The 22,651-nt window shown below is 65.8% G+C and carries 18 protein-coding genes; 9 read left to right on the top strand and 9 right to left on the bottom strand.

All coding sequences use genetic code 11. The annotated features are described in order from the left end of the window. Nucleotides 1–1,093: tyrosine--tRNA ligase (tyrS, locus tag EPO55_RS12140; RefSeq protein ID WP_296337085.1), on the top strand; the 1,093-nt coding region annotated here is incomplete at its 5' end. Here tyrS and EPO55_RS12135 read toward each other — a convergent pair. After that, a complete protein-coding gene (locus EPO55_RS12135; protein WP_296337084.1) occupies nucleotides 1,090–4,224 on the bottom strand; it encodes a DUF3971 domain-containing protein in 3,135 nt (1,044 codons plus the stop codon). The two genes, tyrS and EPO55_RS12135, sit on opposite strands and share 4 nt — an antisense overlap. 146 nt (nucleotides 4,225–4,370) lie before the next feature. Between EPO55_RS12135 and EPO55_RS12130 the strand changes: the two genes are divergently transcribed. The 3 genes from EPO55_RS12130 (at nucleotide 4,371) to EPO55_RS12120 (ending at nucleotide 9,267) form a co-directional block, all read left to right on the top strand. After that, nucleotides 4,371–7,271 carry a bifunctional [glutamine synthetase] adenylyltransferase/[glutamine synthetase]-adenylyl-L-tyrosine phosphorylase gene (locus EPO55_RS12130; protein ID WP_296337081.1) on the top strand — a complete coding sequence of 967 codons (2,901 nt, stop codon included), beginning with the start codon at nucleotides 4,371–4,373 and terminating at the stop codon, nucleotides 7,269–7,271. Continuing rightward, the gene (gene bcp, locus EPO55_RS12125; protein ID WP_296337080.1) at nucleotides 7,268–7,732 is read left to right on the top strand and encodes a thioredoxin-dependent thiol peroxidase; all 465 of its coding nucleotides are present in this window, start codon (nucleotides 7,268–7,270) and stop codon (nucleotides 7,730–7,732) included. The genes EPO55_RS12130 and bcp overlap by 4 nt, the downstream gene beginning before the upstream one ends. 62 nt (nucleotides 7,733–7,794) lie before the next feature. Next, on the top strand, nucleotides 7,795–9,267 hold the full coding sequence (locus EPO55_RS12120; RefSeq protein WP_296337079.1) for an FAD-dependent monooxygenase: 1,473 nt from the start codon (nucleotides 7,795–7,797) through the stop codon (nucleotides 9,265–9,267). A gap of 12 nt (nucleotides 9,268–9,279) precedes the next feature. Here the strand turns inward: EPO55_RS12120 and EPO55_RS12115 are convergent, their stop codons facing one another. After that, a complete protein-coding gene (locus EPO55_RS12115; RefSeq protein ID WP_296337078.1) occupies nucleotides 9,280–9,879 on the bottom strand; it encodes a glutathione S-transferase N-terminal domain-containing protein in 600 nt (199 codons plus the stop codon). 98 nt (nucleotides 9,880–9,977) lie between these two features. Between EPO55_RS12115 and EPO55_RS12110 the strand changes: the two genes are divergently transcribed. Further along, nucleotides 9,978–12,236, top strand: a complete 2,259-nt coding sequence (locus EPO55_RS12110; RefSeq protein ID WP_296337077.1) for a xanthine dehydrogenase family protein molybdopterin-binding subunit — start codon at nucleotides 9,978–9,980, stop codon at nucleotides 12,234–12,236. A 712-nt stretch (nucleotides 12,237–12,948) separates the two neighbouring features. Here EPO55_RS12110 and EPO55_RS12105 read toward each other — a convergent pair. After that, nucleotides 12,949–13,803, bottom strand: coding sequence for an LLM class F420-dependent oxidoreductase (locus tag EPO55_RS12105; RefSeq protein ID WP_296337076.1), 855 nt, complete (start codon nucleotides 13,801–13,803; stop codon nucleotides 12,949–12,951). A gap of 83 nt (nucleotides 13,804–13,886) precedes the next feature. Between EPO55_RS12105 and EPO55_RS12100 the strand changes: the two genes are divergently transcribed. Beyond that, nucleotides 13,887–14,093 carry a type II toxin-antitoxin system HicB family antitoxin gene (locus EPO55_RS12100; protein ID WP_296337075.1) on the top strand — a complete coding sequence of 69 codons (207 nt, stop codon included), beginning with the start codon at nucleotides 13,887–13,889 and terminating at the stop codon, nucleotides 14,091–14,093. Further along, nucleotides 14,090–14,302 carry a type II toxin-antitoxin system HicA family toxin gene (locus tag EPO55_RS12095; protein ID WP_296337074.1) on the top strand — a complete coding sequence of 71 codons (213 nt, stop codon included), beginning with the start codon at nucleotides 14,090–14,092 and terminating at the stop codon, nucleotides 14,300–14,302. The genes EPO55_RS12100 and EPO55_RS12095 overlap by 4 nt, the downstream gene beginning before the upstream one ends. A gap of 127 nt (nucleotides 14,303–14,429) precedes the next feature. Here the strand turns inward: EPO55_RS12095 and EPO55_RS12090 are convergent, their stop codons facing one another. Together EPO55_RS12090 and EPO55_RS12085 are read right to left on the bottom strand one after the other, a co-directional pair. Further along, nucleotides 14,430–14,867, bottom strand: coding sequence for a cupin domain-containing protein (locus EPO55_RS12090; protein WP_296337072.1), 438 nt, complete (start codon nucleotides 14,865–14,867; stop codon nucleotides 14,430–14,432). Nucleotides 14,868–14,899: 32 nt separating this feature from the next. Next, a complete protein-coding gene (locus EPO55_RS12085; RefSeq protein ID WP_296337071.1) occupies nucleotides 14,900–15,742 on the bottom strand; it encodes an amidohydrolase family protein in 843 nt (280 codons plus the stop codon). Between the two features lie 189 nt (nucleotides 15,743–15,931). Between EPO55_RS12085 and EPO55_RS12080 the strand changes: the two genes are divergently transcribed. Both EPO55_RS12080 and EPO55_RS12075 read left to right on the top strand, forming a co-directional pair. Then, nucleotides 15,932–16,921, top strand: coding sequence for a TAXI family TRAP transporter solute-binding subunit (locus EPO55_RS12080; RefSeq protein WP_296337070.1), 990 nt, complete (start codon nucleotides 15,932–15,934; stop codon nucleotides 16,919–16,921). A gap of 9 nt (nucleotides 16,922–16,930) precedes the next feature. Continuing rightward, nucleotides 16,931–18,811, top strand: coding sequence for a TRAP transporter permease (locus EPO55_RS12075; protein ID WP_296337069.1), 1,881 nt, complete (start codon nucleotides 16,931–16,933; stop codon nucleotides 18,809–18,811). Between the two features lie 107 nt (nucleotides 18,812–18,918). Here the strand turns inward: EPO55_RS12075 and EPO55_RS12070 are convergent, their stop codons facing one another. The 4 genes from EPO55_RS12070 to EPO55_RS12055 all read right to left on the bottom strand — a co-directional run. Further along, nucleotides 18,919–20,634: a dihydroxy-acid dehydratase gene (locus tag EPO55_RS12070; RefSeq protein WP_296337068.1), complete on the bottom strand. Its 1,716-nt coding sequence runs from the start codon at nucleotides 20,632–20,634 to the stop codon at nucleotides 18,919–18,921. A 51-nt stretch (nucleotides 20,635–20,685) separates the two neighbouring features. Next, nucleotides 20,686–21,084, bottom strand: coding sequence for a PIN domain-containing protein (locus tag EPO55_RS12065; protein ID WP_296337067.1), 399 nt, complete (start codon nucleotides 21,082–21,084; stop codon nucleotides 20,686–20,688). Beyond that, nucleotides 21,081–21,368 carry a type II toxin-antitoxin system VapB family antitoxin gene (gene vapB, locus EPO55_RS12060; protein ID WP_296337086.1) on the bottom strand — a complete coding sequence of 96 codons (288 nt, stop codon included), beginning with the start codon at nucleotides 21,366–21,368 and terminating at the stop codon, nucleotides 21,081–21,083. The genes EPO55_RS12065 and vapB overlap by 4 nt, the downstream gene beginning before the upstream one ends. A 108-nt stretch (nucleotides 21,369–21,476) precedes the next feature. Further along, nucleotides 21,477–22,651 (bottom strand): MFS transporter (locus EPO55_RS12055; protein ID WP_296337066.1); only part of this gene is annotated, 1,175 nt, incomplete at its 5' end.

Below are 22,651 nucleotides of genomic sequence, written 5' to 3'. Positions count from 1 at the left end.
TCTGCAGATCATGCTGCTGCGCTGGTGGCAGAAGACCGGCCACAAGCCGATCGCCCTGATGGGCGCCGGCACGACCAAGGTCGGGGACCCTTCGGGCCGCGACGAGACGCGCCAGCTCCTCACGACCGAACAGATCGACGTCAACATGGCCAGCATCAAGGCAAGCTTTGCCAATTACCTCACGTTCGGCAACGGTCCGACCGACGCGGTGATGGCCAACAACGCCGACTGGCTTGATTCTCTCCTCTACATCCCGCTGCTGCGCGACGTCGGCCGACATTTCTCGGTCAACCGCATGCTGACCATGGACTCCGTGAAGCTGCGTCTGGAGCGCGATCAGCCGCTCAGCTTCCTCGAATTCAACTACATGATCCTGCAGTCCTACGATTTCGTGGAACTGTACAAACGGCACAACTGTATCGTGCAGATGGGTGGCTCCGACCAGTGGGGCAACATCGTGATGGGCGCTGATCTCGGCCGTCGCATGGCTGGCGCCGAGCTTTTCGCTCTCACCTCGCCTCTGCTCGCGACGGCGTCGGGCGCGAAGATGGGCAAGACCGCCGCAGGCGCGGTGTGGCTCAATCCGGCACGGCTCAGCCCCTACGATTTCTGGCAATACTGGCGCAACACCGAGGATGCCGATGTCGGTCGCTTCCTCAAGCTGTTCACAGACTTTCCACTCGACGAGATCGCGCGGCTCGATGCGCTGAAGGGCCAGGAAGTCAACGAGGCGAAGAAAATTCTGGCAACCGAGGTAACCCGTCTCGCCCATGGCCAGGCGGCAGCCGAGCTCGCGGCGGAGACGGCACGGCGCACTTTCGAAGAGGGCACCAAGGCGGACTCCCTGCCGACGGTCGACGTGTCGCGCGCACGCCTCGTCGCCGGCATCGCAGCCTTCGAACTGCTGCACGAGGCAGGGCTGGTCGAGAGCCGCACCGAGGCGCGCAAGCTGATCAAGGGTGGCGGCGGGCGCCTGAACGACAAGCCTATCGCGGGCGATACGGCATTGGTCGGAGAGAGCGATCTCGACGGCTCGGGCACACTGAAGCTGTCGGCCGGCCGCAAGCGCCACGTGCTGGTGCGCGCCGTTTAGGGCGCGCGGTTCATTTCTGAGGTCGGCGCCGCCGGCGTGTTGCTATCGGGCGGCGCGTTGAAGATCTCGCGCAACACGCCCGGTGTCACCGCCGACATCATGCTGACGTTGCTCTTGAGATCATCGAACGGCCCTTCGAGGCTATAGGAGATCGCGAACAGGCCGCCGTCCTTCCCGCCGGTGAGCAGGGGCCCGAGCAGGGGCACGTTCGACAGAAGATTGTTGAGCGCGAAGGCTGGCACCACGACGCCACGCAACTGCGCCGTCTCGTGGCCAAGATCGAGCCAGCCCTGGGTCGTGAGCCCGATCGAGCGGCCACTGGTCCGACCATTCCTGACGTCGATGCGATCGGCGGCCTTGGTGATCTTGGCTTCCAGGTTGTCGAACTGCTGCGTGGCATCACCGGCACGCCCCAGGCCTTCGATCGCGGCATTCAACGTGCCGATGTCGGTGCGCTGGTTGACGACTTGAAGGCGGTACGGCCCCATTTTTAGCGTTCCATCGAATGGAGGATCGGCCCAAAGGTCGTTGAACTGGCCCTCGATGTGGAGGTACCCGCCGACCAGTCCATCGATCCAGCCCGCATCCTTCAGCAACTGCCCGAAATCGGCGACATAGAAGAACAGATGGCGATTCTTGCCTGCCGGGGTGATGCGGAGCGTCGATCCCTTGCCGCCGCCCAGCGTCATATCGGCGGAGGCGACGCGCTCGCCCACCAGCTCCAGGCGGCCGTTGAGGTAGCCGAGCGTGCCACGCTTCACCAGTATCTGCTCCAATTGCACCACTGCCTTCGTGCTGGTCCGCGACACTGCAGCCGCCCCCTTGGGCTCCTTCGCGGCGATCTCCGCTCGTGCCTTCAGCATGTCGCGCACGCGTTGCAATTCCAGCGCCTTGCCCTTGAGGCTGACTTCGACGCCGTTTGGACCACGCTTCCAGTCCACCGCGATGTCTGTCTGGCCGATCTTGACCTGCTGCAAGGTGACCTGCTGCACGGCATTGTCGCCGGAAAACCGCATCTGCCCCTTGGCCTGCAGGCCATTGCCACGGCCCTCGAAGTCGGCAGTCGTGAGTTTGCCGCCGGCCGCGAGCTTCAGTGCCATCGTGAACTGGGCGTCGGTGCCGCTATCCTTCGTCCAGGCCAGCGGCTGAAGCCCGAGCTTGGCCGCCTTGAGGTCGAAGCGGCCGGTCACCTCGCCGGTGCCGTTCGGCGCCACCTGATACTGCAGCGCGATGCCGACCGGTCCCGTCACGTAGGGTTCCGGCGAGGGAAATCCCGCCTTGGCCACGAGGGCGGCAGGCATCGTGCCCTTCAGTTCGTAGCGGCGGCGAAACGGCGCCTTGGCGGCATATAGTTCGCGCCATCCGATCTCGACGGCATTTCCGTCGAGTTTGCCGGTCCCCGAGACGCTCAGCTCCGAATTGCCGTATTTCACGCGGGCGACGGCATCGCTGAGATCGACGTCACCCAACGCGCCCCTCAGCGAGAAGCCCCGCAACTCGGCGTCGACCTTGACGTCGATATCCGCGACCGCGAGCGATTCGACAAGGGGGAAGGCAAGGCTGATATCGGCAGCCACGTCCCCTCCGACCCGCCGGTAATCATAGACCACGTCTTTGGGCAGCCCGAGTTGCCGTCGCGCCAGGAACTGGGCGACGCGGGGTGCCGGTCCAGCGACGAGAAGCTGCATTTTGGCGTGAGACATCGGATGATCGAGATCGGTCAGATCGATGGTCCCACCGGTTACGCGCAAACCCACGGCGTTGCCGCCCGCCACGTCGAAATGCAGTGTCCCGCCTTCGAAGCGGGCCTTGCCCGACACGCCCTGCAATTCAGGCATGTGCGGCATGTAGCGAAGCGTCATGCCGCGGTAGTCCATCAGTCCGACCAGACGATCGACCTTGAGTTCGGAAATCTCGTTGCCCGGTGCGCTCAACGCGAACTCCGCCGCAACATCGATCTCGCCGTTGCTCAGATTGGCCAGCGCCCACTGCCGGCCGCCAGGCGCGAATTCGAGCGGCCAGTAGTCTCCCAGCCGGCTGACGGGGATCTTCCGAACGTCGACGCGACCGGTAAGTGTCTGGCCTTCCGGCTTCTTGATGCCGACGCCGGCGATCGACACCACGGCAGCGCCGATATCGAGTTCGATCTTTTCGATCCTGGCGGTATGGGTCGCGGCGTCCACCAGCACCCGGGCGTTGACCGCGCGCACCGGGTGCGGCGCAGGCAGTACGCCCGGAAGCGTGACTTTGCCATTACCGCCACTGATGTCGATTTCGACGCTCCGGATTTCACCGCCGCCACTCGCTTCGACCCGCAACCGACCTGCCAACGCGATGTCGATGCCGCGCAGCAAGGCAACATCGGGCGACAGGTCGGCGAACATCAGCGGCTTCAATCCGTCGATATTGGCCTCGACGAAAATCCGGCTGCGATCGCGGGCATAGAAACCCGAGAGCGAAACGTCAATCGGCTCGCCACCGCTGCTGAATTGGGCGCTGGCGACGATGACGACGCCGCTGGTATCGCGCGTGAGGCGGGCCGTCGCGGCTGGCGCCGTCCACGCCACCCCGCTCGCCACGTCACGCAGCGAGACTCGGGCGCGCTGGACCAGCACCGTGTCGAGCTGGCCAAGCAGCGAGGTCTGGTTGGGCTCGGCGAGCAATTGATCGACCAGCAGGTCGACGATCTCTCCCTGGGAATGGGTTTCCGGATTGGCAAGGACGCGGCGCAACATGCCGCCTTCACGCGCAAGATCGGCGTCGAGCGTAGGCCGGTCGACGACGATCGACGTAGGCAGGAACCTGCCGCGGATGACGCTGCGCGGTTCGAACGAGAGCGCCACGCTGGGTGCCGTGGCGATCGCCTCGCCTGCGGTATTGCTGACCTTGAGTCCGCTCAGTACGAGACGAACCGGTTGGCTCAATGCGCTCCATTCGACATAGATGCGGTCGGCGTGGATCTTGACCTTGGCATCGGGCACGTCGAAATGTTCCGTGATCCGCGTCTTGAGAAAGTCGAGATCGATCGGACCCGCCATCAGGCGAAGTGCCGCGACGGCAACAAGCACCCCCACGCCGATGACGAAACCGGCGGTGACACGCAGAGCGACGCGATAGGCTCTCTTGACCAACGATCGATACTTCCAGCTTCTTGACGACGGCAGCACCCGCAGGCAAGCGTGCCAGGGGACACCGACAACTTACCCGACCGCCGCAACATATGTCTTGGCTTTCGACTGCTCGCCTGCCGCATCCGCATGACCTAGAGCGGCAGGCCGTGGCGTGGACCCGGTGGACCGAAAAGGCCCAGCGGCCCAGCGATCCCGCAGAGGTCGCGCTGCTGGATGCGCTGTTCGGCAACAGCCCATACCTGACGGAAACAGCCCTACAGAACCCGGTTTTTGTGACCGATCTGTGGCGGCAGGGACCAGAGACCATCCTGGCCGAACTCGCCGGCAAACTTCGCGCCGCGCGGGCCGCAGCGCGCGACGGCGCGCTTCCCGAAGCCATTGCGACCACATTGCGTCGCCTCAAGCGCCGTGTGGCGCTGGCCGTTGCCGTGGCCGATATCGCCGAGGTGTGGGCGCTCGAGAAGATCACCGGGGCGCTCAGCGACTTTGCGTCGGGTTGTCTCGACGCCCTCACCGACTCGATCCTGCTCCAGCTTGCGCGCGACGCACGCATTGATCTCGGCAGCGACCCCGAAGCCGCCGCCTTCACCGTGCTCGGCATGGGCAAGCTGGGCGCCGGCGAACTCAACTACTCGAGCGACATCGACCTCATCCTGCTCTACGACCGTGACGCACCCGCGATCACTGGCAACGACCAGATGGGACGCCATTTCGTCCGGTGCGCCCGGCTGCTGGTGCAACTGATGTCGGAGACCTCGGCGGACGGCTATATCTTCCGCACCGATCTCAGGCTGCGCCCCGATCCGGGCTCGACGCCACTTGTCATGTCGGTCCAGGCAGCCGAACTCTACTATGAGAGCGTTGGGCAGAACTGGGAACGAGCGGCAATGATCAAGGCCCATCCGGTGGCGGGCAACCGGGCCGTGGGCGCTGCCTTCCTCGCCGACATGCGTCCTTATATCTGGCGCAAGCATCTCGACTTCGCCGCGATCCACGACATCCACTCGATCAAGCGCCAGATCGACGCTCATCGTGGCGGCGGCACGGTCAAGGTCTTCGGCCACAACGTCAAATTGGGGCGCGGCGGGATTCGCGAGATCGAATTCTTCGCCCAGACCCAGCAGCTCATCTTCGGCGGCCGCGATCCGTCGCTCCGGCTGCGTGGCACCTGCGAAACCATACGGGCACTGTCGGCGACCGGCCACGTCACCCCTGCCGCCGCCGGGGAGTTGATCGAAGCTTACGAGTTCCTGCGCCGGGTCGAGCATCGCCTGCAAATGGTGGACGACCGGCAGACCCACAGCCTGCCGGCCGACGAAGCCGGTGTGGCAGCGATTGCCACCTTTCTCGGCTATCCCGATTCGGCGGCATTCCAGCAGGCCCTGCTCGACCGGCTGCGCTGCGTCGAAGGCCACTATGCCAAACTCTTCGAGGAGGCGCCGAGCCTCGCCGGTCCCGGCGGCAACCTCGTCTTCACCGGCACCGACGACGACCCGGGCACGCTCGAGTCGCTTCGCGACATGAGCTTCCGCGATCCGTCGGCGGCGGCAGGCATCGTGCGCCGCTGGCACCACGGCCGCTACCGCGCCACCGCAACCGCACGGGCACGCGAGCTCCTGACCGAGTTGATGCCGGGTCTTCTGAAAGAGCTGGGCACGACCGCCGCGCCCGACCAGGCCCTGCTCAACTTCGATCTCTTCCTCGCCAACCTGCCGGCGGGCGTGCAGCTCTTCTCGCTTTTCAAGGCCAATCCGGCTCTTCTCGAGCTCCTCGCCACCATCATGGGCAGCGCACCGGGCCTCGCGGCCCATCTCGCGCGCCGTACCCTCCTCCTCGATTCGGTTCTGTCGCCCGATTTTTACCGTCCCCTCCCCTCGGCGCCGGAAATGACGGCCGATCTCGCCGCGGTACTGGCCAAGGTCGACCACGAGCAGGACATTCTCGATCTGGCGCGCCGCTGGGCCAACGACCGACGTTTCCAGATCGGCGTCCAGCAACTGAAGCACATCGTACGGCCGGCGCAGGCGGGCCTCGCCTATTCCGACGTCGCCGCCGCTACCATCTCCGCCTTGTGCGACAGGGTCGAGCAGCGCTTCGCCGACACGCACGGCGGCTTTCGCGGTCAGCGCCTGGCCGTGCTGGGGCTGGGCAAGCTCGGCAGCCGGGAAATGTCGGCGACATCCGACCTCGACCTGATTTTCGTCTACGACATCCCCTCGGGCCTCGAGGCCTCCGATGGTCCACAGCCCCTCTCGCCGATCCAGTACTACACGCGCCTCAGCCAGAAGATCGTGACGGCACTCACCGCGCACACCAACGAAGGCGCGCTCTACGAGGTCGACATGCGGCTGCGCCCGTCGGGCCGCGCCGGCCCGCTCGCCAACTCGCTGGAAGGTTTCGAGACCTATCACGCGCAATCGGCCTGGACCTGGGAGCATATGGCGCTCACCCGCGCCCGCGTTATCCACGGTCCTCCAGGTTTGGTCGACCGGCTCGCCGATATCGTGAAGACCACGCTCTGCCGGCCGCGCGACGCCGAGGCACTGGTGCGCGACGTCGCCGACATGCGCGATCGTATCGCCCAGCATGCCCCGGCCAAGAGCGCATGGGATTTCAAGCACCTGCCCGGTGGCCTGTTCGACATCGACTTCGTGGCGCAATACCTGGCGCTGCGTCACGCCGGGGCGCGGCCGGACGTTCTCGCCCCCCATCCCGCCGAGATGCTGCGCCGGATGGCCGACGCCGGCATGATCGAGCGCGGCGATGTCGAGCGCCTGCGCGCCACACGCACGCTGCTCTCCGACGTCCAGAGCCTGCTCCGGCTCACCTTGAACGGCGACGAGGCCGCCTTCGACGAGACCAAGGCGCCGGAGGGTCAGCAGCGCCTGATTGCCGCCACCGAAGGGGCGAGCGATCTTCCGGCGCTCCAGGCGCGTATTGCGGCCGAGGCCGAGGCCGTGCGTGCTATATATGAGCGCATTGTCGAGGCGCCGGCGCGCGCCGCCGGATGGACCCCGCGCAGAGAAGGCAAAGGAAGCGAACGATGAGCGTCGTCGAAGGAAAGAAGGCCCCCGATTTCACCGCCGCCACCGACGGCGGCAAGAAACTCAAGCTCTCCGACCTGCGCGGCAAGCCGGTAGTGCTTTACTTCTATCCCAAGGACGACACGCCGGGCTGCACCACCGAGGCCTGCGGCTTCCGCGACGCCGCTCCGGACTTCAAGAAGCTGAAGGCCCAGGTGATCGGCGTCTCCAAAGACAGCGTCGCACGCCACGACAAGTTCAAGGCCAAGTACGAGCTCAACTTCCCGCTGGTGTCCGACGAGGACGGCAAGATCTGCGAGAAGTACGGCACCTGGATCGAGAAGAGCCTCTACGGCCGCAAATACATGGGCATCGACCGAGCCACCTTCCTGATCGACAAGGACGGCGTGGTCCGAAAAATCTGGCACAAGGTCAAGGTCGCCGGCCACGTCGACGAGGTGCAGGCGGCACTGAAGGCGCTATAGCGCGGGCTCGAGAGACATGACCCGCAATAATTTTCCCGACCCAGACCATCGGAGGGCAGACAGTGGCGCAGAATATAAAGGTTCTCATTGCCGGAGCCGGCCCTGTCGGACTGACGCTGGCCAATGAGCTGGTGCGCTACGGCATCTCGGTCCGCATCGTCGACAAGGCCGCCGCGCGGACCGACAAGTCGAAGGCGCTGGTGCTGTGGAGCCGGACCCTCGAGCTGTTCGACCACGCCGGATACGTAAATGGATTTCTCCCCGCCGGGATGCCGGCACATGGTGCGATCATCTCCACGGGCAAGGAAGTCATCGCGCGGATCAGCCTCGACGGCATCGACAGCGTCTACCCCTACGCACTGATGATCCCCCAGAGCGACACCGAGCGTGTGCTGGAGGAGCGCCTCGCCAAGCACGGCGTCACGGTCGAGCGCAACGTTGCGCTGGAAAGCTTTGTCGACCAGGGTGCGCAGGTTCAGTCCGTGCTGCGCAAGACGACCGGCGAAAGTGAGACGCTCACGACAGACTGGCTGATCGGCTGCGATGGCGCCCATTCCGCGGTGCGCCATGGGTTGGGCTTCACCTTCGACGGCACGACGCAGCCAAGCGACTGGTATCTGGCCGACGGCCATATCACGGGGCTCGACCCGCAGGACCGGCTGCATATCTTCTGGCACAAGGAAGGCATCCTGGCCTTCTTCCCGATTTCGGAGGGACGGTGGCGGGTCGTGGCCGACCTCGGCCCGGCGCCGGACAATGCGCATCACGCCGACCCGACGCTGGAGGAGATACAGTCGCTCCTGACTAAACGTGGATCCGGCGGCCTCGTCATCAAGGACGCCTACTGGCTCGCCGCGTTCCGCATAAACGAGCGCAAGGTCTCGCAGTACAGCCGAGGCCGCGCCTTCCTGGCCGGCGATGCCGCCCATATTCACAGTCCGGCCGGTGGCCAGGGCATGAACACCGGCATGCAGGACGCCTTCAACCTCGCCTGGAAGCTCAGCCTCGTCATCGGCGGTGTGGCCAAGCCGTCGCTGCTCGACAGCTATTCCGTCGAGCGCAGCGCTGTTGGCGACCAGGTCCTGAGCAATGCCGGCCACATGACGGAGGTCGCCATCGTGCGCAATCCGATCGCGCAGGGCCTGCGCAATGCCGTGGTGAAATTTGCATTCGGCTTTCCGCAGCTCGGCCATGCCGCGGCCAATACGCTGGCCGAACTCGACATCGGCTATCCCGACAGTCCCCTGACGGTGAAGGGCGCGCATCATTCGAAGGAAACGAAGGCCGGCAAACGCTGGCCCGATCGCCTTCCTCCGGACACCAGCCAGGCGCGTTTCACCGCCATTGGCCCCGCCGATGCCGTGGCAGGCCTCGCGGCGAAATTTCCGCGGCTGGTCCAGGCAGCGCCCACCACCGACAAGCTCGACAGCCAGAACCTGCTCCTCGTCCGCCCCGACGGCTATGTCGGCTTCGCCGGCTCAGCGTCGGACCGTGCCGGCGCGGAGGCCTATCTGCTGGCTCTCGCGACTCCCTAGAGTCCTGGACCTCTACAAGGCCGGCAGCGGACAGGCGAGGAATGCCGGGTGGCGCTCGCAATCGGCCACCATCCGCTCGAGCCAGGGATAAGTCCCCGTGGCAATCATCGCCGGCTCCACCCGTCGGACATAGGCCAGCACCACGGCGGTAGTGATCTCGGCCTGTGTGAGTCGGGCTGTCGACGGCCAGCCCGTTTCCAGTTCCTTGAGCGCGGCTTCGATCTGGCCCCGGCAGCGGTCGATCCAGTCGCTCGATTGCGCCTGCGGCGGGCGTCGGCGCTCGTAGCTGATGGCGATGGCCTTGTCGGCCGCGCCCGTTGCGGTGACGACGGCGCGCTGGATCTGCCGCCGCGCGGCCCCCGCTGGCGGGATCAGCCGCCGTGCCGGCCCGACGATGCCGTCGAGGTAATCCAGGATCGCGACACTGTCGATCAGGACTTCTCCGTCCGCCAGAACCAGGACAGGCACTCTGCCCAGCGGACCGATCTTCCGCACCTCGGTCGCCTCCGAGAACACCGACAGCGGCAGCTGCTCGAAAGGCAGCCCCAACAAATGGAGGGAGATTCCCACACGCCTCACGAAAGGCGAATCGTACCGTCCGATCAATTGCATTGTCCCGATGGCCCATATCACGGATCGCCTTGCCGCCGACCCGTGGCGTGCCCTACCCTGTAAAGTGAAATTCACTCGCCCGGACAGGATCACCCGCCATGACCAACGACAATCCCGACAACAAGTGGATCGGCAAGCGCACCCCCCGGCCCGACGGCGCCGACAAGGTCACGGGACGGGCGGCTTACGCCGCCGACACCACCATGCCCGGCATGATCTGGGGCAAGGTGCTGCGCAGCCCGCATGCCCACGCCCGCATCAAGAAGATCGACACCTCGAAGGCCGAGGCCTTCCCGGGTGTGAAGGCGGTCATGACCTCCAAGGACATCGTCGATTTCCCGATCGACAAGGGTCCGGTGATGCTGGGCATTCAAGATATCCGCTGGATGTGCCGCAACGTGATGGCGCGCGACAAGGCGCTGTTTCACGGCCATCCCGTCGCCGCCGTCGCCGCCACCACCGAGATCATCGCGGCCCAGGCGCTGAAGCTGATCGAGGTCGAGTACGAGGTGCTGCCCCACGCCATCGACGTCGAGGACGCGATGAAGCCGGGCGCCACCCCCCTGCACGACCACATCAAGTTCGAAGGCAAGCCCTCCAACATCGCGGGCACGCTGGAGCACAAGAAGGGTGACATCGAGGCCGGCTTCAAGGAAGCCGACGTGATCGTCGAGAAGAGCTTCAAGACCGAGGCCGTGCACCAGGGCTATATCGAGCCGCACGCCTGCCTGGTCAGCGTCGTCGACGGCAAGGCCACGATCTTCAGTTCGAGCCAGGGCCAGTTCATGGTCCGCGCCATGACCGCGCTGCTGACCGGCGTGGCGCAGAGCGACATCCGTGCCATCCCGGCCGAGATCGGCGGCGGCTTCGGCGGCAAGACCATCATCTACCTCGAGCCGCTGGCGCTGGTGCTGGCGCGCAAGTCGGGCAAGCCCGTGAAGATGGTGATGAGCCGCGAGGAAGTGTTCCGCGCGTCCGGCCCGACCTCGGGCTCGATGAGCAAGGTCAAGATCGGCGCCAAGAAGGACGGCACCATCGTGGCCGCCCAGGGCACCTACTGGCTGCAGGCCGGCGCCTTCCCCGGCTCGCCGATCCGCGGCGCCGCCGGCTGCGCCTTCGGGCCCTACGACATCCCCAACGCCTACACGCTGGGCTACGACGTCGTCTCCAACCGCTCCAAGGTCGCGGCCTACCGCGCGCCCGGCGCGCCGATCGGCGCCTATGCCGTGGAGTGCGTGCTGGATGAGCTGGCCGAGAAGCTCAAGATGGATCCGCTCGAGCTTCGCCTCAAGAACGCCGCCAAGCAGGGCACCAAGGCGGTGCATGGTCCGGTCTATCCGATCATGGGCTACCAGGAGACGGTGAAGCAGGCGCTCGCCCATCCGCACTACAAGGCGCCGCTGAAACCCAACCAGGGCCGCGGCGTGGCCTCGGGCTACTGGTTCAATGCCGGCGGCGAATCGAGCGCCAACATGAGCGTCAACGAGGACGGCACGGTCGTGGTCATGACCGGCCATCCCGACATCGGCGGCTCACGCGCCTCGACCGCCAACATCGCCGCCGAACTGCTCGGCATCCCGCACAGCAAGATCCAGGTGCTGATCGGCGACACCAGCAGCATCGGCTTCTCGAACCTGACCGGCGGCAGCCGCGTCACCTTCGCCTCGGCGATGGTGGTCACCGATGCCGCGGCCAAGGTCATCACCGACCTCAAGCGCCGCGCCGCCAAGATCTGGAAGATCGATCCCGAGGCCGTCACCTGGGACAACGGCGAGGCCAAGCCTGCCGGCGACAATGCCGGCAAGTTCGATCCGCTGTCGCTGGCCCAGCTCGCCGCCCGGGCGACCGAGACCGGTGGGCCGATCGGCGCCGGCGCCTCGACCAACACCACGGGCGCCGAGGGCGGCTTCAGCACGCATATCTGCGACGTCGAGGTCGACCCCGACACCGGCCGCGTCTGGGTGACGCGCTACACGGCGTTCCAGGACGTCGGCCGCGCGATCCATCCCGACTATGTCGAGGGCCAGATGCAGGGCGGCGTCGCCCAGGGCATCGGTTGGGCGCTCAGCGAAGAGTACATCTACGACAAGAACGGCCGCCTCGATAACGCGGGCTTCCTCGACTATCGCATGCCCGTCACCTCGGACCTGCCGATGCTCGATGCCGTCATGATCGAGATCCCCAATCCGAAGCATCCGCAGGGCGTGCGCGGCGTCGGCGAGGTGCCGCTGGTGCCGGTGATGGCGGCCGTCGCCAACGCGCTGCACAACGCGCTCGGCCTCCGCTTCTACAGCCTGCCCATGTCGCCGCCCAAGGTGCTGGACGCGCTCGAGCCGGTGGCGAAGGCGGCCGACTAGGCCGCTTTCACCCTCTCTCCCGGTTGGCCCAACTTTTCAAAGTTGGCCCAACTCGACACCTGGAAATTTGGCTTTCCATCCGCCGGAAAGCCAACAAAGGCTGGATTTTACCCGCCTCGGCGGGCCCACCTGAAACGTGGGAGTGTTGGGCCCGAAGTTGGGCCCGGAGTCCACCCCTCCGCCCCGTAAGACGGGGTGGAAGGGCCTATCCCTCATCGGCCGTCGCTCTATCTCCATGCCCCGTCGCGCTCGCTTGAAGCAGCGTCGTTTTGTGCCTGCCCGACGGCCATCGGAAAGGCGGGGTCCCTTGTTGTCTCACCCACGGGTCAGGACCCGTGGCGGCTGCACCAAGCGCTTCTGCGCGAACCCGCGGGCGGCCGCGGGCAGGTCTTGCCGGAAAACGAAAAAGGCCGGCACGAGAAGGGCCAGCCTATCAAAAATATAAGCTAAAACCTGCTGAAATGTCAACTTTATGTTTTACCCTCCCCGTCATCGGGTAGGGCTATCGCATATGGCTCTCGTTCTCCTCCCTCGCGCTCTTGCGCGGGGGAGGTGCCCGTAGGGCGGAGGGGGGTCGGAGGGCTCGCGCGCTGGTCTTTGACCCCCTCCGGCCTTCGGCCACCTCCCCCAGTCATGCCTATGAAGGCATGACTGGGGGAGGAGAATGGCCATATGCGATAGCCCTACGTCATCGGGGGAGGAGAAAAGAGGGTCAGCTACCCAGTTGGCGCTTCAGCTCCGACCAGCGGTCGAGGATCGGCGTGATCTTGTCTTCCTTCTCGGCCGGCAGCGAGAAGACGACGCGGTCGATGCCGATCTCCTGGCAGAACCGCAAACCGTCGATCTCCTCGGGCACACGAAAGATGCTGATCGGCAGGGTGGCGGGATCGCGCCCCTCCTTCGTCGCCAGTTCGCGGAACTGTTTTATGGTCTCGCCGATGCCGTCCTGGGCGAGGCGATCGGCGCGCGGAATCCAGCCGTCGCCGTATCTGATCGCGCGGCGCGCGGCATAGGGAAACGCGCCGCCGACGATGATCGGCGGATGCGGCTTCTGTTTCGGCTTGGGCCACTGCTTCATCTTGTCGAAGTTCACGAACTCGCCGTGATACTCGGGCTCCTCCTCGGTCCAGATCGTCTTCATCGCCTCGATGCGCTCGCGCGCCAGCTTGTGGCGCGACTTGAAATCGGTGCCGTGGTTCTCGATCTCGTCCTGGTTCCAGCCGTTGCCGACACCGAACAGGAAGCGGCCGCCCGAGAGCTGGTCGATGGTCGAGACCATCTTGGCCGTCACGATCGGGTCGCGCTGGGTCAGCAGCGCGATGCCGGTGCCGACCTTGAGCTTCGTCGTCACCGTGGCCGCGGTGTTGAGCGCCAGGAACGGATCCATGATGTCGTAATAGGGCCTGATCAACGGCCCGCCCGCCGGATACTCCGACTTGCGCGACGAGGGGATGTGAGTGTGCTCCGGCACCCACAGCGATTCGAAGCCCCGTTCCTCCAGCGCGCGCGCGAGCGGCGCAGGCTGCATGGAGTCCGTCGTGAAGAACATCACCGCGCCGATTTTCATGGTTCAGGAACCTCCTCTTGATACCGGATTGCGCGCTGAAAGAGTTTTGGACTTCTGCTAAAGTGCGTCCAGGAGAAACGAAGATGAAGCTCTCAATCGAATGCGAGCGCGAAGCAGATGGCCGTTGGATCGCCGAGATCGTCGAGATTCCCGGCGCGATGGCCTACGGCTCCACGCGCGAAGAAGCCATGGGGCGCGCCGAAATCGTTGCCTTGCGCGCCATCGCCGACCGCATCGAGCATGGCGAAGCCAAGCCCCTCGACATTTCGATATCCCTCGCCGCTGCATGAACAACTGGCCGTCGACCCGGGCACGCCGGGTTCTGGCGGCATTGCTGCGCATCGGCTGGTCGATCAAGCGCCAGACGGGATCGCACCGCATCCTGAGCAAGGCCGGACTGCCCGACTTCGTCTTCGCCTTTCATGACGGGGAAGAAATCGGGCCGAGGATGCTGGCGCGAATTGCGAGGCATACCGGCCTTCGGCCCGACCAACTCTAGGAACCGCGCCGTGCGCGGCAGAAGCGCGCAAAACTGAAATCGCTCTTTTCGGTCGGGCGGCGGACGCAGTTCCCCTGACATGAAATATAGGAACGGAAAAATCCTGTCAAGGGGTCCCGGGCTTGACCTAGGCCTTCATGCCTTGAGGCGGCTCGCAGGGCGTGGTGCCCATCACGCCGGGGGACGAGACTTCCAGGATCTCCATCGCGTCGGAGGTGCGGATCTCGTTGTGGCGCAGGTAGCCCGGGATGAAGAGCGAGTCGCCCTCCTCCACGCGGATCGTCTTGCCGTCCTCGAACTCCAGATCGACCCAGCCCTTGATCATGTAGATGAACTGGCCGTCGCACTCGTGATAGTGCCAGCCGGTCGGCCGGCTCATGCCCTGGCTCGAACTCATCACCTGGGCGCGCAGCGCCCCGGCGCTGGCGTCGGCGACGCCAAGGTCGCGATACTTGAAGAAGTCGCGCCGTCCCTTGACCAGCTTGGGTTCGCTGGCGCGGGCATGGGCGACTTTCTGGCCGGACGCGGTCTGCGGAGACTTCTTCCTGGCGGTGACGGACGGCATTGCTTCCTCCATCTGGCTTTGGACGATGCTGGCTAGGCCTTCTTCGGGGACCAACCATAGATCTTCTGCAAGGACCCGCCCATCAGGACAGCGCGGTCGCTGTCCGACAGGCGGTCGGTGACGCGGAAGGAGTCGACGCCCTCCTTGTAGGTGAGCAGCGCCACGGCGCGGGTCCAGTCGGTGCCCCACATGCAGCGGTCGAGCGTGAAGGCATCGAAGATGCGGCCGAGCGGATCCCAGATGTCCTTGAACGGGAACTTCTCGTGGCTGAGGGTGCAGGCGCCGGTGATCTTGACCACGACGTTGGGATTGGAGGCGAGCGCCAGCAGCTTGGGCAGCTCGACCCACGGCTCCTTGGGCGCCGGCGGCGCCATGGGCTGTTCGAGGCCGAGATGATCGATCACCAGCGTGGTGTTTGGGTTGCGCCTGGCGAGCTGGCCCACCTGCTCGAGGCGGCCGCGGGCCATCAGGTTGACCGGCAGGTCGTGCTTGGCGGCCGCCGCCAGCACACGATTGATGCCGGGATCGGCGGCATCCGTCGAAATCTCTGGCGTGAACATGATGCGGATGGCGACCGTGCCGTCCATCGCCGCCCAGGCCGCGATCGTGTCCTCGACCTTGGGATCGTTGGCATTGACCGGCTTGATGACGCCGAAGCGGCCGGGATGGGCCTTCTGCACCGCGACGGCATAGCTCTCGTCCCAGCGGTACATCGTATAGACCGAGACCAGCAGCGCGCCGTCGACGCCGACCGAGTCCATCGCCTTGATCATGTCGGCGGCCGTCACTTCTGGCGGACCGGCAAGCACCGCGGCCCACGGGCGGCCAGGATGGTTGCGCTCGTAGCAGTGAACCTGGGCGTCGATTGTCGACATGAATACTTCCTCCCACTCGATTGGCGGCGAGGCTAGAGGGCGGAGAGTCTGTGTTCAAGCAGGACACGCGGCTGGCCCATCCCGTTTGACAGTGTCCCTGCTCGGCCGGTAGCTTTCTCGCCAAGCAAAAGAAACGCACTTCCCGGTGCCTTGAAGCAGCGAGGACAGTGCGACCACAGGGAGGCAACAATGTCGGTCGCGATCGCGAGTCCGAGTTGCGTCAAGCGTGTTCTTATTGCTGCAGTGCTGGCGCTTGCGGCAACGAACCTTGCCCATGCCCAGACGAAGACCGAAGTGATCTTCAGTGCCGGCCCCACGGGCGGCAGCTGGACGCCGCTTGCCGCGACCGTGTCGCAGGTTGTCAACACCCGGGTTCCCGACCTGAACGTCGCGGTCGAGCCGGGCGCGGCCCTGGTGAACATAGAGAAGATCCGCAACGACAAGGCCGATCTCGGCTGGTCGATGACCACAGTCGTGGCCGATGCCCGCGGCGGCCTGGGCCAATTCGCCGGCAAACCGACCGACAAGGCGCTGTTCGTCGCCAATTTCTATCCCAATGTGTGGCAGCTCGTGGTGCCCGCCAGCAGCGACATCAAGAGCATCAAGGATCTCAAGGGCAAGCCGGTGGCGCTGCCGGCGCGCGGCAACACCAGCCTGGCCGCCGGGTGGGAGTATCTGCTCAAGGTCAACGGCATGACGCTCGCCGACCTGGGGCCGAAGAGCTATGGCCCCGTGTCGTCGAATGCCGAGGCGGTGAAGAACCGGCAGGCGATGGCGAGCGGCTGGTTCACGGTGGTGCCCGCCTCGTTCGTCCTCGATCTCGGCTCGGCGATGCCGTTGCGCATGATCCAGGTCAGTGATGCCGAGTTCGCCGAACTGAAAAAGCTCAACGCCGGGTTCGTGCGCCATACGGTCAAGGCGGATACCTACAAGGAACAGGGCATCGTCCAGGAGGTCCTCACCTTCCAGTCGCCGACCGTCTTGATGGCCTCGTCGCGCACCTCGCCGGAGACCGTCTACAAGATCACCAAGGCGATCATCGAGGGACGGGACGACTTCGCCAACATCGTCAAGACCATGAAGGGCATCACACCCGCCGAGATGTCTCAGAACTTCGGCATGCCCTATCACCCGGGCGCCGAGAAATACTATCAAGAAGCCGGCCTGCTGAAGAAGTAGCGGGTAGCCATGATGCGCAAGCTCGTGGGCTACTCAGGCCTGGTCGTCGGCGCGGTGGCCGTGGCGATGTCCGTCTACCACGTCTATGCGCGGCTGACGATCTACGCCCCCGATCAGCACGCGCTACTGTTCATCACACTGGCCTTCAGCCTCGTGCTGTCGTTCCTGCTGTGGCCGGCCCGCGAGGGCACGCCGGCGGATCGCGTGCCGTGGTCCGACCTGGTACTGGCGGGCTTGTCCATCGCCTGCATCGGCTACATGTTCGTGAACTACGACTACATCGTGAACCGCTTCCCCACCGCCCATCCGCTGACGGCAACGGACATGCTGGTGGGCATCGTCGGGATGCTGCTGGTGCTGGAGGCGACGCGACGCACGATCGGGGCCTCGCTGCCGATCGTGGCCATCGTCTTCCTCGTCTACGCGCTCGCCGGGCAGTGGCTGTTCGGCTTCCTCTATCATCGCGGTCTCACCGCCGAGATCACGATCGACCAGAGCTGGTTCACGACCGAGGGCGTGTTCGGGGTGCCGCTGACGGTCGCCGGAACCTACGTCATCCTGTTCATCATCTTCGGAACCTTCCTCGAAAGGTCCGGTGCCGGCCAGTTCTTCATGAATTTCGCCAATGCCATCGCCGGCGGCGCGCGCGGCGGCCCCGGCAAGGTGGCCGTCGTGTCGTCCAGCCTGTTCGGCACCATCTCCGGCTCGGCGGTCGCCAACGTGATGGTCGACGGCTGGCTGACCATACCGATGATGAAGAAGACCGGCTTCAAGCCGGAAGCCGCCGCGGCGATCGAGGCGGTGGCCTCGACGGGCGGCCAGATCATGCCGCCGATCATGGGCGCGGCGGCCTTCGTCATGGCTGAGTTCCTGGGCGCCAGCTACACCCAGGTCATGGTCGCCGCCGCGATCCCGGCGCTGTTCTATTACGGTGCGCTGTTCGCGGCGATCCATTTCAACGCGGTGCGCTCGGGCCTGAAGGGGCTGCCGCGCGAGGAACTGCCGATCCTCGGCCATATCATGGTCAAGCAGGCGCACCTGTTCCTGCCGGTGATCGTGCTGCTGGCGCTGCTGCTCATGGGTTTCACGCCGACCTACGGCGCGATCATCGCCACGGCGGCATTGGTGGTGATCTCGTGGCTGCGGCCAGCCACGGGACTGGGTCCCCGCGCCTGCCTAGAGGCGCTGCGCGACGGCGCGATCCACACTGTGCCGGTCGCCATGGCCTGCGCCAGCGCCGGCATCGTGATCGGAATCGTGCTGCAGACCGGCCTGGCGCTGCGCTTCACCGCCTTCCTGATCGACTTCACCTACGGCTACCTACTGCTGGCGCTGCTGATCACGATGGTCGCCGGAATCATCCTCGGCATGGGGATGCCAACCACGCCGGCCTACATCATGCAGGCGGCGCTGCTGGTGCCGGCGATCATCAAACTCGGCGTCGACCCCATGGCGGCCCACATGTTCGCTTTCTATTTCTCCTGTCTCTCGGCAGTGACGCCGCCGGTGGCGCTGGCGGTCTATGCCGCGGCCTCGATCGGCGGGGCCAGCCTCTGGGGATCGGGCATACAGGCGATGAAGTTCGCGGCCGCCGGCTTCATCGTACCGTTCTTCTTCGTCTTCAATCCGTCCCTGCTGTTCTCGGGAACATGGAACGAAATCCTGCTGGCAGTGGTGACCGGCTCGATCGGTGTGGTGGCGCTGGCCGCCGCGATGGAAGGCTACTTCCTCAGAACGGCGCTCTGGTTCGAGAGGCTGATCCTGCTGGCGGCGGCACTGCTGCTGATCGACCCCAATGTCATGACCGACGTGATCGGCCTCGCGCTCCTGGGCGGCGTGCTCCTCAGCCAGAAGCTGCGATCCGTCAAACAGCCAAAACCGGCGGAGTGAGCCCATGAACCGTGCCCAGCTCGTCGTCCTGACGATCATCGCCGCCGTGATGTTCGGCGGCACCGTGGCCTATGGCGTCCTGCGGCTCTACACCGCCTGAGCCTTCGTCATACCACGCAGCCGTGATGCGCCGACGAAACCAGCCGGATGTACTTGTCGTGCACCGAGCCCGGACGGACGCGGCCGGCCGCGGGCGCTCGCCACTCGGCCATGCGCCTCGCAAGCTCCTCATCGGAGATTTCGAGGTTGAGCGTGCGCTTGCCGGGATCGATCACGATGGTGTCGCCGTCGCGCACCGCGGCGATCGGGCCGCCGCGCGCTGCTTCGGGCGAGATGTGGCCGATCAGGATGCCATGGCTCACGCCCGAGAAGCGGCCGTCGGTGATCAGTGCCACATCCTCGCCGAGGCCGCGTCCCTGGAGCTGGATGGTGAGCATCACCATCTCGGGCATGCCGGGCCCGCCGACGGGCCCCACGTTGCGCACCACGACGACGGTGCCGGGCACGATCTCGCCGGCGCGGATCGCCTTCATCGTGTCGGCCTCGGATTCGAAGACCTTGGCGATGCCGCGGAACTCGCCCTTCTCCAGGGTCTTGCCTGAAAGCTTCAGCAGGCAGCTCTCGGGCGCGAGATTGCCCTTCAAGACGCTGATGTGGTTGTTGGACGGCGCGATGGGCTTCGCCACCGGAAAGACGATGTCCTGCTTGCCGAGCCTGTCGAGCGTCGGCACCGCGTCGAGGTTCTCCGCCAGCGTCTTGCCGGTGACGGTCATCACGTCGCCATGCAGCAGGCCGGCACGCAGCAGCTCCTTCATCACCACCGGCACGCCGCCGATCTCGTGCAGGCTCACCATGGCATAGGGCCCGTGCGGCTGCAGGTTGGCGATCAACGGCACGCGCTCGCCGATCTGCTGGATACGCTCGATGCCGATCGGCACCTGGGCCTCGCGCGCGATGGCGAGCAGGTGGAGATACATGTTGGTCGAACCGCCCATGGCATAGACCGTGGTGATGGCGTTCTCGAAAGCGCGCTCCGTCATGATGTCGCGCGGCCTGAGGCCCATCTCCATCAGGCGATAGAGCGCGTCGACCGAGGCGCGGGCCTGGGCGCGGACGTCGGCGTGGATGTCGCTGCCGGCTTTATAGTCGGCCGGGTGCGAGGCGCCTCTGGGCAGCATCATGCCGATCGCCTCTGCCAGCGTGCTCATGGTGTTGGCGGTGAACATGGCGCCGCAGGTGCCGCTGCCCGGCATGACGTTGCGTTCGAGCTCGCCGAGTTCCTCGTTCGAGATCCGGCCGGCCTCGTTGGCGGCGCGGCCCTCGACGTAGTCCATGATGGTGAGGTTGTTGCCCTTGCCCGCCCAGGCGCCGAAGGAGACACGGCCGGGCGAGCTGGTGCCGGGATAGAGCACCAGCCCGAAGGCATTGGTGCGGGCGAGCGGCATCAGGGCGGCGGCACCGGTCTTGTCGCAGCCGGAGATCACGATCATCGCATCGCCGTGGTGCGCGTAGTGGCCGATCTCGAAGCAGTCGGCCACGACGTCACGCGACACCAGGCTATAGCCCGCCGTGGGAGTCCCTTGCGTCAGCGCGTCGGACACCGCTGGCGCCCCCACGACCAGCCCCTGCCCGCCGCGCTCGGCCAGGATTTCGATCAGCAGGTCGGCGATGGTGCGCACGCGGTTGTTGCAGCGATGGGCGTTGGTCCAGGCGCTGGCGATGGTGACCACGGCAGTGGTCTTGGCCGTCGCGTCCGGCTCGAAGCCGGCGGCGCGAAGTTCGACCCGCGACTTCTTCCAGAAGGTGCTGCTGTCCTGTGTCATGAAACGTCCGACCTCTGTTTGCTTTCAGGTGTCCTTGTCCGCCGCCGGACTTTACTTCAGCCAGTTCTCGACACGCAGCCCGGGCACGCGACGAAATTCGCGGGCGTTGTTGGTGGCCAGAGGGACATCGAGCGAGATCGCGTGCGCCGCGATCAGCGTATCGAGCGGTCCGATAGGCGTTCCCCGCCGCTGCAACGTCGTCCGGACCTCGGCATAGGCGTTTGCCGCAGCGAGGTCGAACGGCACGATCGCAAGCGATTCCAGGGCACGCTCGACGGCGCCGCGGTTGCGCTCGGATCGATTAAGCGCCGACCCGAAGGCAAGTTCGGCCGCCGTGATCGCCGAGATTCCGACTTCACCGATCGCAAAGTCGAGGAACCGGCGGCGGACATTCGCATTGCGATGGGTGAAAATGTAGGACGTGATGTCCGTATCGAGCAGGATCTTCACGTCGCCCTCTTTGTCCGCCTGCGGCGCGGCGCAAACATCTCCTCGATCGACTTACGAACCTGCTGCTCCTTCGGTTGATGGCGTTCGATCGGAAAAGCGGGGTCGAACATGTCCAGGGCCTCGAAGAAATCCTTCCAGGGATTCTCCCCGGGCATTTTCTTGGGACTCAACACGACCGAATCGCCCTCGCGCCTGACATAGACCTCATCGCCCTCGAAGCGGAAATCCTTCGGCAGGCGCACCGCCTGGCTGCGGCCGTTCTTGAACAGTTTGGCGGTCTGCATGGGTTTCCCGGGTTGGTCTATACCTTTTGGTATATACCTCTGCTGTTCCTCGCTCAACCGGCTGGCCGGCCGTTTCGCCCGTTTCGCCATGGAGTCGCCCCTCCTCCCTCACACACCGCGGTTCATACGCCGCCATAGCCCCGTCACGCCGACGGCCAGCGCCAGGGCGCCGCCGATCAGGAAGCCGCTGGCATAGCCGCCGGTGAGCGACAGCGCCGCGCTGAACAGCAGCGGCAGGACCAGCGAGCCCGCGTCACCGAAGGCCAGCACCGCGCCGGTCGTGGCGCCGATGCGGCCCGGCGGCGAGAGCCGCGCCACTTCCGCCAGCAGCACGCCGTGCCAGCTCACCGCCGTCACGCTGAAGGCGACGGCGATTGCAGTGGCGGCCCAGGTCGGCCAGGCGGGATCGATGAAGGCCGTGAGGACGGCGGCGCCGGCCATGGCGATGCCCAGGATCGCCAGCAGGGTCGCGGGCTTCACCAGGCGCGAGGCGAGCCAGCCCCAACCGATGCGGGCCGGCACCGCGACGGCGACGGCGATGGCGAACACCAGCCCGGCACGCTCGAGGTCGTAGCCCAGGCCGCGCACGAGATAGAGCACGAAGAAGCCGGTGAAGAGCGACTGCAGGCCGACGAAGCTGAACATCGCCACGCACAGGGTGCGCAGCGCCGGGTCGCGCAGCACCGACGCGACGTTGGCGCGGATGTCGGCCGGCGACAGCGGCTGGTCGGGGTTGCGGTCGGTGTCGAAGCGCGCGCGGAGCGGCTGAAGGGCCGCCACGGTGAGCAGGCAGAGGCCGGCGATGACCAGCAGTGCCAGCCGCCAGCCGCCGGCCACGACCAGCGCCGGCGCCAATACGCCCGCCAGCATCAACCCGGCCGGGACGCCGGTCTGCTTGATCGAGAACATCAGCGGCGCGAGGTTCCGGGGCGAGAGCCGGCCGAGCAGGTGCGAACTCGACGGCGTCGAGAGTGCCTGGCCGAGGCCGCCCACGAAGGCGCCGAGGGCAAACAGCGGCAGCCAGCCCATGGTGGTGACGGCGAGCCCGAGGCCCAGGCCCAGCATGCCGACCTGGGTCATGCGCAGTGCGCCGTAGCGCAGGATGAAGCCGCCGCAGCCCATGGTGGTGATGAAACCCGCGACCGAGCCGATGGCGAGATAGACGCCGACCAGCGCCGGATCGACGGCGAGATCCACGACGATGGCGGCGGCGATCAACGGCACCGTCGAGCGGCCCAGCGTCGCGAAGGACTGCTGCACCGTCATGGCGCCGAGGGCGAGGT

The organism is Reyranella sp. (assembly GCF_004296935.1).
In the GTDB taxonomy this organism is placed as follows: domain Bacteria; phylum Pseudomonadota; class Alphaproteobacteria; order Reyranellales; family Reyranellaceae; genus Reyranella.
Note: the sequence above shows the minus strand (reverse complement) of the source record. Positions and strands in the feature narration are given on the sequence as shown.